At 53.9% G+C, this 15,347-nt stretch carries 13 protein-coding genes; 4 read left to right on the top strand and 9 right to left on the bottom strand.

Going from position 1 to position 15,347, the window contains the following annotated elements:
- Nucleotides 1–32 precede the first annotated feature (32 nt).
- From TH468_RS08535 to motA, 3 genes are all read right to left on the bottom strand, one after another.
- Nucleotides 33–773 carry an arginyltransferase gene (locus TH468_RS08535; RefSeq protein ID WP_085643269.1) on the bottom strand — a complete coding sequence of 247 codons (741 nt, stop codon included), beginning with the start codon at nt 771–773 and terminating at the stop codon, nt 33–35.
- Nucleotides 774–884: 111 nt separating this feature from the next.
- Nucleotides 885–1,844: a flagellar motor protein MotB gene (locus tag TH468_RS08530; protein WP_085643267.1), complete on the bottom strand. Its 960-nt coding sequence runs from the start codon at nt 1,842–1,844 to the stop codon at nt 885–887.
- Between the two features lie 46 nt (nt 1,845–1,890).
- Nucleotides 1,891–2,745, bottom strand: coding sequence for a flagellar motor stator protein MotA (motA, locus tag TH468_RS08525; RefSeq protein WP_085643265.1), 855 nt, complete (start codon nt 2,743–2,745; stop codon nt 1,891–1,893).
- A 251-nt stretch (nt 2,746–2,996) separates the two neighbouring features.
- Here motA and TH468_RS08520 point away from each other — a divergent pair, with 251 nt between their 5' ends.
- Entirely contained in the window at nt 2,997–3,479 is a 483-nt protein-coding gene (locus TH468_RS08520) for a flavin reductase family protein (RefSeq protein WP_085643263.1), read from the top strand.
- A 51-nt stretch (nt 3,480–3,530) separates the two neighbouring features.
- On the opposite strand, the gene TH468_RS08515 is transcribed toward TH468_RS08520, so the two are convergent.
- Together TH468_RS08515 and TH468_RS08510 are read right to left on the bottom strand one after the other, a co-directional pair.
- A complete protein-coding gene (locus TH468_RS08515; protein ID WP_210402234.1) occupies nt 3,531–4,751 on the bottom strand; it encodes a threonine ammonia-lyase in 1,221 nt (406 codons plus the stop codon).
- A gap of 342 nt (nt 4,752–5,093) precedes the next feature.
- Entirely contained in the window at nt 5,094–6,581 is a 1,488-nt protein-coding gene (locus TH468_RS08510; RefSeq protein WP_085643259.1) for an aldehyde dehydrogenase family protein, read from the bottom strand.
- Between the two features lie 246 nt (nt 6,582–6,827).
- Here TH468_RS08510 and TH468_RS08505 point away from each other — a divergent pair, with 246 nt between their 5' ends.
- Both TH468_RS08505 and TH468_RS08500 read left to right on the top strand, forming a co-directional pair.
- The gene (locus TH468_RS08505; RefSeq protein WP_085643257.1) at nt 6,828–7,994 is read left to right on the top strand and encodes a type III PLP-dependent enzyme; all 1,167 of its coding nucleotides are present in this window, start codon (nt 6,828–6,830) and stop codon (nt 7,992–7,994) included.
- Between the two features lie 125 nt (nt 7,995–8,119).
- Complete coding sequence (locus tag TH468_RS08500; RefSeq protein ID WP_371268731.1) at nt 8,120–9,634, top strand: malonyl-CoA synthase; 1,515 nt, start codon at nt 8,120–8,122, stop codon at nt 9,632–9,634.
- A 104-nt stretch (nt 9,635–9,738) separates the two neighbouring features.
- Here the strand turns inward: TH468_RS08500 and TH468_RS08495 are convergent, their stop codons facing one another.
- A complete protein-coding gene (locus tag TH468_RS08495) occupies nt 9,739–9,897 on the bottom strand; it encodes a DUF1127 domain-containing protein (RefSeq protein WP_082242478.1) in 159 nt (52 codons plus the stop codon).
- A gap of 485 nt (nt 9,898–10,382) precedes the next feature.
- On the opposite strand from TH468_RS08495, the gene TH468_RS08490 reads away from it, so the two are divergent.
- Nucleotides 10,383–11,357: an HAD-IIA family hydrolase gene (locus TH468_RS08490; RefSeq protein ID WP_085643253.1), complete on the top strand. Its 975-nt coding sequence runs from the start codon at nt 10,383–10,385 to the stop codon at nt 11,355–11,357.
- A gap of 904 nt (nt 11,358–12,261) precedes the next feature.
- On the opposite strand, the gene hemB is transcribed toward TH468_RS08490, so the two are convergent.
- From hemB to TH468_RS08475, 3 genes are all read right to left on the bottom strand, one after another.
- Nucleotides 12,262–13,263, bottom strand: a complete 1,002-nt coding sequence (hemB, locus tag TH468_RS08485; RefSeq protein ID WP_085643251.1) for a porphobilinogen synthase — start codon at nt 13,261–13,263, stop codon at nt 12,262–12,264.
- Nucleotides 13,264–13,343: 80 nt separating this feature from the next.
- A complete protein-coding gene (locus TH468_RS08480; protein ID WP_085643249.1) occupies nt 13,344–14,522 on the bottom strand; it encodes an MFS transporter in 1,179 nt (392 codons plus the stop codon).
- A 17-nt stretch (nt 14,523–14,539) separates the two neighbouring features.
- Nucleotides 14,540–15,301, bottom strand: coding sequence for a DeoR/GlpR family DNA-binding transcription regulator (locus TH468_RS08475; RefSeq protein WP_071239969.1), 762 nt, complete (start codon nt 15,299–15,301; stop codon nt 14,540–14,542).
- Nucleotides 15,302–15,347 lie beyond the last annotated feature (46 nt).

The following is a 15,347-nucleotide window of genomic DNA, read 5'->3' as shown; positions in this document are numbered from 1 at the left end:
AGTGGTTGTGGCGGGGTGTCGCGAGCCAAAGATTAACCGTCAATACTGTCACTGGCCGGAAGGCTAACCCAGTTTCCGCCCCGAAAACCTTCCAGAGGCTGAAAGCGCATCTTGTAGGACATCTTTCGACACTCTCCGATCCAGTATCCAAGATAAACATGTGGTAAACCAAGGACTTGGGACTCTTTTATCAGATCAAGAATGATAAAGGTTCCAAGTCCTCGGCGCTGTTCGGAGGGATCAAAGAAGCTGTATACGGCAGAAAGGCCATCCGAAAGGTTATCGACCAGTGCAACCGCGATCAGACTGCCATTCTGGCGCCGGTATTCAAAAATTGACGTATCGACAGTGCTGTCTTCGATCATTGCCCGATAGTCGCGGGCATCCATCCGGGCCATATCACCATTCCCGTGGCGGGCGTCCTGATACTGACTGAAAAGCTGAAACTGTTCCTGTGTGGCGACGGATGGCAATACGGCCCGGATCAGATCATTGTTTTTTGCCGCGATACGACGAAACGATTTGGTCGTGCGGAAATCTTCGGAACGTACCCGGACGGGAACACACGCGTCACATTCGCTGCAGGCAGGCAAATAGGCAATTGAATGACTGCGGCGGAAACCGGCACGAGACAGCAGATCATGAACGTTATTTGCTTCAGGACCGCGCAGTTCTGTCACCAGCTTGCGCTCGAACCTGCCAGGCAGATAGGGGCATGGCATGGGAGCGGTCATGAAGTAATGCTGTGTCAGTCGCCTTTGATTGACTGTCATTTACCGTTTTGCCCCGGCTTCAGAGGTTCTTCTGATAATATGAGATTAGGTATAAATCATGACGGTTTAAAGGGCGAACCCGACGATTGTCGGAATTCGCCAGAAAGTTCCCTAGCGGTTTGTAGGGACAGAGAAGCTGGGGCGCCGGTTTGAAGGCGCTGAATTGCCCGATTCTTGTCCTGATCCCTGTTCGGTGGACGGAGTACCAGACTGGGCCGGGGTGGATGTTTCGCCATCTGCTGCCGGGCGTTCGCCAGTGCCACGCAAAAGCGTGATGCTGATCCGTCTGTTGCGTTCGTTTTCCGGTGCTTCCGGAAGCAACGGGTCGGTATCGGCGAGGCCGGCAACCTTGGCAAAGCGACCGGAGGCAAGGCCCTGCGTTTCAAGTTCCCGACGGGTTGCCAAAGCGCGGTCCGAGGACAGTTCCCAGTTACTGTAACCAGTGACTGTTGTGAAGGGCACCGCATCCGTGTGGCCTTCAATCGAAATATCCTGCGGCATACCCTGGATCGCTTCGACAACCTTTGACAGCAGAAGTTTGGTGTGGTCGGCCATGACAGCACTGCCGCTTGGGAACATTGCAGTACCGTCTTCATCCAAAATCTGAATGCGAAGACCTTCGTCGGTTTCTTCGATCCGGATATTCTTGGCAAGTTCCTGCAAGTCCGGGGAACTTTCAATCGCCTTGCGAAGCTCTTCTTCTGCTTCCTTGAATTCCTTATCTTCCTGTGCGGCAAGTCGCTGCTGCTCGATTTCTTCCGGTGTTTTCACGGGCGGAATGTCAATGCTGACCGTCGGCGCGCCCATTTCAGAGCGTAAGGCACCTTGTTCGGCAAGGCTTTGCCCACCCAGAATGCCGCCAGAACCGGACGCGTTTTGCGAAATGGTTTCCGGGGTGAAGTAGTTCGAAATGCCCTGAAGCTGTTCTTCGGTTGCGCTGCTAAGCAGCCAGAGCAACAGGAAGAACGCCATCATTGCCGTCACAAAATCGGCATAAGCAACTTTCCACGAACCACCGTGGTGGCCGCCATGTCCGCCTTTTTTGATTTTCTTTATGACAATATCAGGCATTCTGTGCGCAGGTCCCGGTTATGAGTAACGCGTCTGTTTTTGTTTCTTACGCTGTTGGCGCATTCTGCAGAGCTTCGTCCAGCTCCTTGAAGCTTGGACGGATGTCATGAGGAAGCGATTTTCGGGCAAATTCGACCGAAACCTGCGGCGCATATCCCTGCATATGACCGATCAGGGCTGCCTTGATGCAGCTATAGAATTTCGCATCCTGATCAAGCGTCTTTTTGATGATGGCAGATGTCGGACCGACAAAGCCGTAAGAAGCCAGAATACCAAGAAAAGTCCCAACAAGGGCCGCACCGATAAGTCCACCCAGAACCTCTGGCGGTTCGGTGACCGAGCCCATGGTCACGATAACACCAAGAACGGCTGCAACGATACCAAGGCCGGGCAGGGCATCGCCCACCGTCTGGATCGCATCCGGAACCATGTGCTCTTCTTCGTGATGGGCTTCAAGTTCCTGATCAATAACCGCCTCAAGCTCATAGGCGTTGGTTGTGCCAAGCGTTAGCAGGCGCAAATAATCGCAAAGAAATTCCAGGGCATGGTGATCATGGGTGACGCCGGGGAAGTTTCCAAACAGGCTTGAGCTTTCAGGATTTTCGACATGGCTTTCAAGAGCCAGATCACCCTTTGATTTTGCAAGCCGGAAAACCGCATAAAGGCAGATCAGCAGTTCAAGATAAGCTGCTTTTTTCTTGGGACCTTTAAGCGCACGGATTGTGTAGGCGATTGACCGTTTCAGAACGCTGAGCGGGTTGGCGATCAGGAATGTGCCAAAGGCCGCACCAAAGATGATCAGGACTTCAAGCGGCTGAACAAGCACACCGAAATCACCATGCGGAAGATAACCACCCAGAACGGCACCGATTACGATAACGTAACCAATAATCAGAAACATTATGTATTCCCCGCTACCCCATAATTTTTCACAAGTCACTCATCCGAAAATGGCGCGACACGATTTGTGTCAGCTTATTTTGGGACGCGGTACCTGCAACTATATGATCCATATTAACTTTTAATCTTATTAATATAGCGTTTAAAACGCTGTCGCATGGGGTTTGACAGCACAAGTTTTTCCCGCCATTTTCCCTGATCCTGTACGCAGGGCATGTCTAATAGGTTTTATCAGCAAGAGCATTCTTCAATATGTCATTTTCATCGCGCGATTTTCGGGACTGTCTGGGGCAATTTGCAACCGGTGTTGCGGTTGTTACGGCACGGGCGAACAATGGCGCAAAAGCAGGCATTACGATCAATTCGTTTGCGTCGGTGTCGCTCGATCCGGCTCTGGTCCTTTTTTCAGTAGACCAGCGTGCGGCCACGCATTCATTGTTTGCAGGTGAGTGTGACCGTTTTTGCATTAATATCCTTAATCGGGATCAACGCGACCTGTCTGACCTGTTTTCATCACCGGTCCAGGACCGTTGGGAAGACCTTGTTTTTGAAGATGATTGTCATGGTGTGCCAAAGCTGATCGGTAATCTTGCGACATTTTCCTGCAAACGACATGCAATTCACGATGGTGGGGACCACAGCATCATTGTCGGGCATGTGCAGGATATTTCGATGGGGAATACCGGTGATCCGCTTCTTTATTATGGTGGCCGCTATCACTCCCTCGGGGAATGATCAAAGGGCCAACGGCATTGTCGCTGGCCCTGACGCTTTTACCGGATGCTTTTAATCAAGCGATGTGTTGCCCAGAAGGCGACTGCCAAATCCGGCACCTGTCAGTTTTGTAATCACCTGTTCTGCGTGCGAGGTGTCTCTGACCTCCAGCACCATGTCGACGTCGGTCTGCTTTGCCGGCACATCATAGAAGTGACGCTGATGATACACTTCGATGATGTTGGCTTCGGCGTCACCGATCAGGGCGCTAATGGTTGCCAGTGCGCCCGGGACATCGGGGATTTCGATGCGCACGCGGACAAGGCGGCCTTCGCGCGCCATACCGCGCATCAGGACCTGTGCCAGAAGGCGTGTATCGATGTTGCCGCCACTAACAATCATGCAAACCTTCTTGCCCCTGAAACGCTCATGATGGTCAAGCAGGGCCGCAAGCGGTGCCGCACCAGCACCCTCGACAACGGTTTTCTCGATCTCGATCAGCATCTGAATGGCACGCTCGATCGAGCTTTCCTCTACCAGCAGCACATCATCAAGCTTTTCCTTGCAGATTTCGAGGGTAAGGCCGCCGGGCTGCTTGACCGCAATGCCTTCGGCAATCGTCACGCCACCGCCCGAAAGCGGCAGGCCCTTGATGCCTTCATACATCGAAGGATAAAGCTTGGTCTCGACCCCGATCACCTCAATATCAGGACGTCGGGCCTTGATGGCCGTAACAATACCGGCCGCGAGGCCGCCGCCGCCAATGGGGACGATAATGGTGTCGATGTCAGCCCCATCATTAAGGATTTCAAGCCCGACAGTCCCCTGACCGGCAATGATATGCGGATCATCGAACGGGTGAACAAAGGTCAGGCCGCGTTCTTCCTGAATTTTCGATGCGGCTTCAAGGCTTTCGGCGAAAACACTGCCTTCAAGGACAACTTCCGCCCCGTGTGAACGGGTGTGACGGACTTTGGTAAAAGGCGTGTTTTTCGGCATGACAATGGTTGCCGGAATGCCAAGTCGTTTGGCGTTATAGGCGACACCCTGTGCATGATTGCCTGCCGATACGGCAATGACGCCTTTGGCACGTTCTTCGGGCGTCAGGCTGGCAAGTTTGACATAGGCGCCGCGCTCCTTGAAGGATGCCGTATATTGCAGGTTTTCAAGTTTCAGGTGAACTTCGGCCTCGCAAATATTTGAAAGTGTTTGCGATTTTACCAATGGCGTTTTGCTGACGATACCTTCGAGCAAGCCGGATGCGCGTACGATGTCGTGATAGGAAACGGTCATTTCCATACTCCTGCGGCCAGTCACCTTTATATATGGCGTGCTGGCATTTTATCATGTGTGGGCAAAATTCGGATGTTTAACCAAGCCTGTCATCCGCGGATGACAGGGATCACATTCGCAGGGCGGAAATCCCGATAATCATGGCCATCGCACCGGCACGAAGCGTCGGACGGGGATGCGATGCGAGGATGTCAAGGCAAGCAGACATAGCCATGTTCTTTCGGGTTATGGATCGTTAATCGTGACGCAGCTTTGCGGATTAGGCGCGCAAGGTCAAGTTTGCAAACAAAAAAGCCGGGTTGCAACATTTGCAACCCGGCCGGTTTGGGAACGCGCGCAGGGTTATTCCATATTCATGATGATGGTTTTCTTGTGCGTGAAATGCTCAAGCATGCTTTCAAGCGATGCTTCCTTGCCAAGTCCCGAAAGCTTGACGCCGCCATATGACAGGTTTGGCTGCACGACAAGGTTCTGGTTGACCTGAACAAAGCCCGCTTCAAGCCGCTTGGTCGCCGTCAGTGCGGTTTTAAGGTCCTTGGTCCAGACGGTTGCGGCAAGGCCAAAGTCGCTGTCATTGGCAAGCTCGATCGCCTCGTCAAAGGTTTTGAACCTGAACACACAGGCAACGGGGCCAAAAATTTCTTCGCGGGCAATCCGCGCATCGGGTTTGACATTGGTAAAGACGACCGGACGGACAAACATGCCATCGGCAAGTGCCGGATCAGTCGGAAGGGCGCTGAGTTCGTTTTTGGTCGCACCTTCCTGTTCGCCAATCTCGATATAACCGCACACCTTGTCGCGCTGTTTGCGATTGATGATGGTGCCGATATCGGTTTCCTCGTCCAGCGGATCACCCATTTTAAGGGTGTTGACCTTGGCCAGAAGACGACTGACAAACTCGTCATGCAGGCTTTCATGAACCAGAATGCGCGACGATGCCGTGCAGCTCTGGCCCTGACGGGTAAAGCGCATGCCGCCAATGGCGCCTGCGATGGCCTTTTCCAGATCGGCATCATCCATCACGATCATCGGGGATTTGCCACCCAGTTCCAGCGTGACCGGGATCAGTTTTTCGGCCGCTGCGCGGTAAACCGTACGACCGGTTTCGACCGATCCGGTAAAGGAAACCTTTTTGACATCCTTATGCGCCACCAGCGGACCGCCGCATCCCGGACCAAAACCGGAAAGGATATTCAGAACACCCTTTGGCAGGATCTGCTGCATGATCTGGCAGACGCGAAGGACGGTAAAGGGGGTGTCTTCGGCGGATTTAACGACAACGGTATTACCCGCAACCAATGCCGGGGCAACCTTGATCGCCATCAGGAGCAGCGGCACGTTCCAGGGAATGATCGCACCGACAACGCCAACCGGTTCACGTGTTGTCAGGGTCATCATGTTCGGGTTGAACGGAATGGTTTCGCCCTTCAGTTCCGAGGCAAGGCCACCGAAGAAGGTAAACATGTCGGCAAGAACCGATGCCTCGACCCGGCTCTCGGTCCGCAGGGCCTTGCCTGATTCAAGCGCGACCAGACGGCCGAGTTCCTCGACATGCTGGGTCAGGATACGTCCGCATTCCGCTACCAGTTTGCCGCGTTCGCGGGCAGGGCGGTTGGCCCAATCCTTCTGGGCCTTCTTTGCAACCGAAACCGCGAAATCGACGTCATCGGCATCACCTTCGGCAGCCTGCGCAATGACCTTGCCGGTTGCCGGGTTCAGGACGTCGAAATTCTTGCCATTTTTGGCTGGTACAAGTTCCCCGTCGATCAGGTGACGGCCATCAAGTTCCTTGACCAGTTTATGGGGATCAAGCACGGGTTCGATAGACATTTCAGGCTCCCTGTCATATAGCTGCGCGCCCGTTTTCCGGCTGCATCGCAAAATAAGTGGTTATTCGGTATTGGTTTACCAATTTATCGACCCGATACCGGAAAGGCAAGGTCCTTTCACCATGTTAGGCATGACAGTCAGGAGCAGGATTGATAGGGTTAGAGTCATGACCCTAAATGAACACTGGCTGCATTCGCGATTGTGAATGCGCCACAGATACAATTCCGTAAGGACAAGGGGATACCCATGCCGCGCCATTTCGACACGACGTTTGATGTTGTCCGTGAACTTAAGCCTTCTTATCCGGTTTACTGCCTGCGCCCCGACATCCTGCGTGAATCGGCCAAACGGTTTGTCGACATGTTCCCGGGCAATGTCCTTTATGCAGTCAAATGCAATCCGCATCCGGAAATCATGCGCTACCTGCACGAAGGCGGTGTTCGCCATTTCGATACCGCATCGCCCGAGGAAATTGCCCTTGTCCGTCGCCAGTTTCCGGGAATGAATGTCTATTTCATGCATCCGGTCAAAAGCCGGGACGCCATTCGCAGTGCGCACCGCGTTTTCGGCGTGAAGCATTACGTGATCGATACCGAGGATGAACTTGAAAAAGTCCGCGCTGAAACCGACGGAGAGACCGATCTGGTCATTCATGTTCGCCTGGCAACCCCGCCGGCAGGGGCGGCCTATAACCTTTCGGCAAAATTCGGTGCACGTCCGATGACGGCATCGGAACTTTTGAAAAAGGTCGATGGATACGGCTATGCCGCCGGGCTTTGTTTCCATGTCGGTTCGCAATGCACGACGCCGAACGGGTATCGCATTGCTGTTGAACTGATCCGGCAGGTTGTCGATTTTTCCGGGGTCAAAGTTCGCTATATCGATGTGGGTGGCGGGTTCCCCGGCCAGTATATGAACCAGCGCGCACCGGGGCTTGAGGTCTTCATGGAGGAAATCAAGGATTGCATCCGCTGGCTTGGCCTGCCTGATACCACCTTTATGTGCGAGCCGGGCCGAGCACTGGTGTCGAGTGGCGTGTCACTGATCACGCAGGTACACCTGCGCAAGGAAGACCAGCTCTTCATCAATGACGGTGTATATGGCAGCCTTTCCGAAGCTGTTACCGGGCAGTTGCGCTTCCCGGTCCGGCCGATGCGAATTGGCGGCGATTTCAACGAAACCGATACCCTCGACTTCACGATCTATGGTCCGACCTGCGACAATATGGATGTGCTTCCGGCAACGGTGACTCTGCCCGCAGACATCCGCGAAGGGGACTGGATCGAATTTGGGCATATCGGGGCTTACAGCAACGCACTCGCCACCCATTTCAACGGGTTTTACCCGGAATTGCTGGTGACGGTTGGCGAAACATTCCCGTTCATTGATGGCGAATTTCCGCAGGTCGGCTGATCACAACCGGCCATAGCGGTAAAACAGTACTTGTTTGCGGATATTCTTGTGTGCACTATGCTGCCCGTTATGACACGGGCAGCATGAACGCCCGGTACAAGATCCGAAAACAGGGAAGATACGCCGTGACCAACAGCCTTTTCATGCGCATACAAAGCCGTTTTCCATCCGACCTGTCCAAGGTCCTGATCGAAACGGCAGAGGGCACAACATACAGCTACGGTGATGCCGATGCGGCATCCGCACGTATTGCCGGGCTTTTGACGGCCCTTGGTGCCCAAAAAGGTGATCGCGTCGCGGTTCAGGTGGATAAATCACCCGAAGCCCTGTTCCTTTATCTGGGTTGTATCCGCGCGGGTCTGGTCTATCTGCCGCTGAATACCGCATATCAGGCAGGTGAACTTGCCTATTTCATGGGGAACGCGGCACCGGTCATTTTTGTCTGCCAGCCGCATCGTGAAGACGAGGTAACGGCAATTGCCGACGCACAGCGCGTTGAAAAGGTTTTAACACTTGGCACATCGGGCGAGGGGACGCTGATCAGTCAGGCGGCGGATTTCCCAGCCGAATTTGCTCCGGTTGCCTGTGCTGATGATGAACTTGCCGCCATTCTCTATACCTCTGGCACGACGGGCAAGCCAAAGGGCGCCATGATGACCCAGACCAATTTGTGGTCAAATGCCGCGACCCTGGAAAAGCTTTGGGGCTTTGGTCCGGACGACGTTCTTTTGCACGCGCTTCCGATTTTCCATACGCACGGGCTTTTCATTGCGTGTCATTGCGTGATGCTGTCGGGATCGAAAATGTTCTTCCTGCCGAAGTTCGATCGCGATCAGGTCATGGCGCTGCTTCCGCGCAGCACCGTCATGATGGGGGTGCCGACATTCTATGTCCGGCTGTTATCTGGTGATGATTTCAATGCCGATGTGACATCCGGCATGCGACTGTTCATTTCGGGATCGGCCCCCTTGCTGCCCGAAACATTTGTCGCCTTCAGGGAACGGACCGGCAAGGCGCTGCTGGAACGCTACGGCATGACTGAAATGGGAATGGCAACGTCCAATCCGCTCAATGGCGAGCGGATCGTGCATACGGTCGGCCCGGCCCTGCCAGATGTGGAAGTCCGGGTCTGTGATGAAAAGGGTAACGTGCTTGGAATCGACGAGATCGGCGTTCTGGAAGCACGCGGCCCGAACGTTTTTGCCGGATACTGGCAAATGCCGGAAAAGACGGCCGAGGAATTCCGCGAAGACGGGTTCTTCATTACTGGTGACATCGCGAAAATCGATGCCAAGGGATATGTCCATATCGTTGGTCGCGCCAAGGATCTTGTGATTTCCGGCGGGTTTAATGTTTACCCCAAAGAAATCGAAACGGTCATCGACAAGATGGATGGTGTTGTCGAAAGTGCCGTGATCGGTGTCGCGCATCCGGATTTCGGCGAAGCGGTTGTCGCCGTGATTGTGCGGGGCAGCGATAAACTGTCCGAAGACGATGTGGTGAATGCGATCAAGGGGCAGCTTGCCAATTTCAAAGTGCCCAAGCGCGTTTTCTTCGTGTCCGAACTTCCGCGTAATGCGATGGGAAAAGTACAGAAGAATATCCTGCGCGAGGATTACAAAGCCATATTTGCCAACTAAAACGGGGCGAGGGGACAGCTTGCCCTGTCAGCGCATTATCCCGAAAACAGGAAAAGCCCCGGCAATCAATGCCGGGGCTTTTCTTTGGACGGCTACGGTCTGGCTTAGCGACCGAAAGCAACGCGATGTGCGACATCATCAATCATGTCACGGTTCAGGCCGATATCTGCCAGCTCACGTGCATCAAGTTTACGGAGCGCAGTCTGGGTCTGGTACTGAACACGAAGGGCGCGCAGGAAAGCAAAAATCTTGGTTACGATCATTTCATCACCTATTTCAAACCGGCCAATTTCAAATTGGCGCTGTCATTCAGATAACCGGCATGTGCTCACCGAAGATATTCCATCAAGGAATAGTTAACTGGTTTGACGTGTCGGTCTGCTTAATATGTACCAAATGATCATCTGCATTTCTTCGCATCAACCAGTCGATACATCGTTTTTATTTCGTGAATGCAAACTACGCCCGGTTGATTGTGAAATCCAATGCGTTTTTTGCATGGCTGGCGACTGGAAAGCGCAGAAAGTCATGTTTTTGCAACGAAAACGCTTAAATAACGTCATAATACAGATTTGCTTCGTTGTTTATTGCTATGTTTTCAGTGCATAGCTAATTAAATTACCAATCGCTTTCCAATTGAGGGCGGAACCGCTACAACAGCAATCACGATTTTCATATGAACATATCCGGATTGACGTTTTCAGACCAATCCATGGATGGCTTTCTATCGGACAGGAGACACGGACAGATGAGTATCAACCGCCCGAAGCTCAGCTTTGAGCAGGCAATTGCAGCTTATCTGCAATATGCCCCGCGTTTGCCGCAGGTTGATCCGGCATCTGTTCCTGCGAAAACACAGTATGTCGGGAACCTTCTGGAAATCGCGGATCAATTTGATCTGATCGTGTTTGATGCTTTCGGTGTGCTCAATAGCGGCGCGCAATCCATTCCCGGCGCGGTCGAAACGGTGGCAACCCTTCAGAAATCGGGAAAGAAACTTGCCGTTGTCACCAATGATGCATCGAGTTCAGCCGAAGCAATTCTGGCACGGCATCGCGGGCGCGGGTTTGATTTCAACACGACAAACCTGATCAGCAGCCAGCAATTCGTCGCCCCGATGATGGAAACCTACAGGGATCTGTCTCATTGGGGGGCCATGGCGCCGGCTCACTGGCCATTTGATATCCTGCCGGGCAGGGTGGAACCGCTTGGTGCGGATCGTGCGCTTTATGATGCGGTTGACGGTTTTGTTCTTATAGATTCTGAAAACTGGACCGATATCCAGCAGAATCATCTGGAAGAAAGCCTTGCAGCCAATCCGCGCCCCATTCTGGTCGGCAATCCCGATATCTGCGCGCCGATGGGGGCATTCCTGTCCGTTGAGTCCGGATATTTCGCCCATAAGGCAGCGGATCGGTGCAACGTGATACCGGATTGCGTTGGCAAGCCCTATGGCCACGTATTTGATGAAGTTCTGCGTCGTCACCCGGATATCAGCCGGGACCGTGTTCTGATGGTGGGGGATACGATCCATACCGATGTGCTGGGTGGACTGGCGGCAGGCATCAAGACGCTTCTGGTGCATCAGGGCGGATTCCTTGACGGCCAGGACGATATCGAAAGCCTGTTTGAAAAGTCGGGTTTGCGTCCGCATTTCTGTGCGCGCGCAATTGGTCATGGCATTGACGTGTCAGGCGCCAAAAGCGAAGCCTGCTGTGCCTGATAATGGATAAAACGCCCCGGTAAAAAAGGCCCGCTGACAAGGTACTCCCGACCTGATCGTCATTCCCGCAACGCTGGGAATCCAGCCTCTTTCAACAGGGCATGGATTCCGGGTCTGCGCTGCGCTTCGCCCGGAATGACGATTTTGATCAACCGACAAACCACTCCAACCAATCCCACTGCCCTTTGCATCGACAAACGCTACCGACCGGGTAGGCTGGACAGAACTGGATTTTGCACCAGACCGACCACGCCCCAGTCCCTGCTGCCCCGAACAAACGCCTCGGGCTTTCGATGGACACTGCAAGCGCACCTCGCCCCAAGGACGAAGGCGTTGTCGCAGGGCAGGGACAAATCCCGCCATTGACGACCAGCCTTTCGGCATCTCCGAATGATCCATCATGATCCATCGGCCCCATCGTCAAGCCAACCAATTCAGCCAGCCGATCCAATGCAGACGCAATTCGGGCCTGCTGATCCTCGGCATTGCCAGACTTCACCGACCTGTTGGGTAGCGGCGGGATGGGCTGACCTCAGCCCGGCTCTCGCTGCCCCGAACAAGCACCCTTGCCCAAGGGCGCATTTCTCCCGTCATGATAAACCACAGTTTTTCGTAAATTTCCGGCGGCCTCACGGCCCGGACGCACCACCGCCGTAATAACTTTTCCATGCGCCAGTGATGCCCCTTTGGCGATACCGCCGTCGTCCTTTCAGACGATCAGATCGCTGCTCTATCATCATCCCATTCCTGTTTTGCCGCCCGAAACGCAAAAAACCCGCAAAAGCGAATCACGCTTTGCGGGTTTTGTCTCCGGACCCATTTGTCCTGTTGACTTTATCTTTATGCCACAGTAAAAAGAACAAATCAAGAACTTTTTCCAGAAAGGTGGAAAAAAGTTTCCTTGTTAAATGGCCTCGGCAACGTCAATTGCACTGTATGTCAGGATTCCTGACGCGCCGGCACGTTTGAAACAGGACAGCGTTTCAATGGCACAGCCAAGGTAATCAAGCCAGCCATTCTGGGCCGCAGCACGCAGCATCGCGTATTCACCCGATACCTGATAGGCGAAAACAGGGACGCCAAATTCCTCGCGCACCCGATACAGAACGTCAAGATACGGAAGACCCGGTTTGACGATGACAGAGTCAGCACCTTCCTCAAGGTCGTAGGCGACTTCGCGCATGGCCTCGCTGCTGTTGGCGGGGTCAAGCTGGTATGTTTTCTTGTCTGCCTTGCCCAAGGCAGAAGCCGATCCGATTGCATCACGGAACGGACCATAGAAGGACGATGCGTACTTTGCCGCATAAGCCATGATCTGGACCTTTTTAAGCCCTTCGGATTCCAGAACATCACGAATGGCACCGATACGGCCATCCATCATGTCGGACGGGGCGACGACATCGCATCCGGCCTGTGCCTGAACCAGTGCCTGGCGCACAAGGGCCTCGGTCGTTTCGTCATTAAGGATTTCACCGTTAATCACGATCCCGTCCTGACCATCCGCATTGAACGGATCAAGGGCAACGTCGGTAATGACACCAAGATTGGGGCAGGCGTCTTTGATCGCCTTTGTCGCGCGGCAAATCACGTTGTCGGGATTATATGCTTCGCGCGCATCCTTGGTTTTGAGGCTGGCATCAATATACGGGAACAGCGCAAGGGCAGGGATGCCAAGCTTTTCGGCATGTTTTGCCGTTTCAACAAGCACATCGACGCTTTGGCGTTCGACACCGGGCATCGACGGGATCGGTGTCCGCTCGTTTTTGCCGTCAATCACAAATACCGGCAGGATCAGATCATGCGCCGTCAATCGGGTTTCCGCCACCATGCGACGCGACCAGTCGCTCATGCGGGTACGGCGAAGGCGTGTACGCGGGAAAGTGCCATAGGTGACTGTTTTGGCCATGATCTGTTCTCTTGTCAGTGGGGCGGCATTCTGAATTCAGAAATGAGGTGCCCAATTTATGGGACAGAATTGACGGCGGATCAACTGTTGCTGGTGCGATAAAGGCGTTTACGCATGGTCAGCAGATAGACCGGGATGATTAAAGACAGAAAACTTGCCGTCAGGACAAAAGCCGTAACCAGGCCAACCTGTTGGCCGATTGCCCCGATTACCGGTGGCCCGGCCATCAGGGCCGTGTAACCGGTTGCTGCAATGGTTGAAACGACCGCACCGCCGCTTCTGCCACTTGCCTGTGCGGCGGCGGAAATCAAAAGCGGCAGAATGACAGCCAGCCCAATCCCGGCGATGGCACACCCGATCCAGGCAACGACGTAATGCGGCGCAAGTGCCAGAACAAACAGACCAATGGATGCGCATGCCGAACTGGACAGCAGGATTTGCGGGCGGCCAAATTTCGTAACCAGCCAGTCGCCCGAAAGGCGCGTGATTGCCATGGTCGCCGAATAGCAGGCAAAACCCACGGCCGCCATTGTTGGGCCGGAATTGAGTTCGGTATTCATCAGAACCGTTGCCCAGTCGGTAATCACACCCTCGCCAAACTGGCCGATGAAGGCGCAGGCCCCAAATGGCAGCAGGGTCAGAAACATCGCGCGCTGTTTGGCAGATGATCCGTCATGCGTTTGGGCCAGATGGGGAACGGCGGCATCAGGCATCAACTGGCGTTGAAGGACCAGATGCAGAATCAGGAAAAGGGCCAGCATGACTGGAAGATGCCATTCAACCGGCAAGGGCAGGGCAAACCATGCGGCTGTCGTGCCCGCACCGGCAAAGCCACCAAGGCTCCAGAAACCGTGCAGGCCGGACATGACGCTACGTTTTTTGGCCCGCTCAACATTCAGGCCATTGGCATTCATCGATATATCAAGGAACGCGCCAAAAAAGCCAAGTGCGAACATGGCAATCGCAATCGACATGAAGCTTGGCATGAAAACCGGAATACCAACGGCAATGAAATAAGCCACCCCGGAATAGCGTGCTACCCGTTCGCTGCCAAACTTGTCCGATAGACGACCGGCAACAGGCATAACGGCAAGAACACCAACTGCGGCCGCCAGCAATATGGCACCAAGATCATCGTGACCAAATCCAAGGCGCTCCTGCACCAGCGGAATATGCGGGACCCAGCTTGAAAAGGCGGCACCATGCAAAAAGAAAATGGCACGGATTCTGTTATGGGCAATCTGGTTGGAGATAGGCATGTGGGGCTCGGCCTCCGTCAGGCAAGGATCACATTGATCCCGCGTTCGGTATAGTTGCTCAGATAACCGCTCGACAGCTTCCTGCCGGTTACAAGATGGGAAATCGCATCAAGGTCACAGACCCTGAATGGCAAGCTGGTTTCGAGTTTGTCGGCAGTGGTGACGGCAATCGCTTCGGCAGATTGCGCCAGCATCGCTGCCTTGGTGGCGCGTTCTTCGGCTGTGCTGGTGGTCAAACCCAGTTCTGGATGAAGGGCACAGGTGCCCAGCAGCACAAGATCGGCATTGTAGTTGCGTATTTCATCAATGGCCGTCGGTCCGCAGATCGCCAGATCACGTTTCAGAACCATGCCGCCAATCATGATGATATTCGCATTCGGATGATTGGCCAGTTCAACAGCAATCAGGGGATTGACCGTGATCACAGTACCGGAAAATGACGGTTTCAGATTCCGGGCGACTTCATAGATGGTCGTGCCACTGTCGAAAAAGACCACACCATGATCCGGAACAAGGTCATGGGCGACCTTGCGGGCGATTTCGGAGCGTTCCGGTTTTAAATCCTGTGCGCGGTCATGAAACCCTTCACGGGCAGTACTTGGTAATGTGGCACCCCCATGAATACGCCGCAGGACCCCGGCATCCTCCATCTGGCGCAGGTCGCGCCGAATGGTATCAAGGGACGCATGAAAAAGTGCAGACAGGTCATGAATATGAACTGTGCCCTGGCTGTGAAGCAGTTTTTCGATTTCACGCTGGCGCGAATTGACACTCGACATCTGATTGCCTGTTTTGCATGTTTTGCCGATAATGCGCGTTTACCTT

The sequence above is a fragment of the Thalassospira sp. MCCC 1A03138 genome, from assembly GCF_002115785.1.
In the GTDB taxonomy this organism is placed as follows: Bacteria; Pseudomonadota; Alphaproteobacteria; order Rhodospirillales; family Thalassospiraceae; genus Thalassospira.
Note: the sequence above shows the minus strand (reverse complement) of the source record. Positions and strands in the feature narration are given on the sequence as shown.

Coding starts and splice junctions, on each gene's coding strand:
- TH468_RS08495 (WP_082242478.1), bottom strand. CDS start 9,897: ATGATCGTAACCAAGATTTTTGCTTTCCTGCGCGCCCTTCGTGTTCAG.
- TH468_RS08535 (WP_085643269.1), bottom strand. CDS start 773: ATGACAGTCAATCAAAGGCGACTGACACAGCATTACTTCATGACCGCT.
- motA (WP_085643265.1), bottom strand. CDS start 2,745: ATGTTTCTGATTATTGGTTACGTTATCGTAATCGGTGCCGTTCTGGGT.
- TH468_RS08490 (WP_085643253.1), top strand. CDS start 10,383: ATGAGTATCAACCGCCCGAAGCTCAGCTTTGAGCAGGCAATTGCAGCT.
- TH468_RS08505 (WP_085643257.1), top strand. CDS start 6,828: ATGCCGCGCCATTTCGACACGACGTTTGATGTTGTCCGTGAACTTAAG.
- TH468_RS08475 (WP_071239969.1), bottom strand. CDS start 15,301: ATGTCGAGTGTCAATTCGCGCCAGCGTGAAATCGAAAAACTGCTTCAC.
- TH468_RS08480 (WP_085643249.1), bottom strand. CDS start 14,522: ATGCCTATCTCCAACCAGATTGCCCATAACAGAATCCGTGCCATTTTC.
- TH468_RS08515 (WP_210402234.1), bottom strand. CDS start 4,751: ATGACCGTTTCCTATCACGACATCGTACGCGCATCCGGCTTGCTCGAA.
- TH468_RS08510 (WP_085643259.1), bottom strand. CDS start 6,581: ATGTCTATCGAACCCGTGCTTGATCCCCATAAACTGGTCAAGGAACTT.
- hemB (WP_085643251.1), bottom strand. CDS start 13,263: ATGGCCAAAACAGTCACCTATGGCACTTTCCCGCGTACACGCCTTCGC.
- TH468_RS08530 (WP_085643267.1), bottom strand. CDS start 1,844: ATGCCTGATATTGTCATAAAGAAAATCAAAAAAGGCGGACATGGCGGC.
- TH468_RS08520 (WP_085643263.1), top strand. CDS start 2,997: ATGTCATTTTCATCGCGCGATTTTCGGGACTGTCTGGGGCAATTTGCA.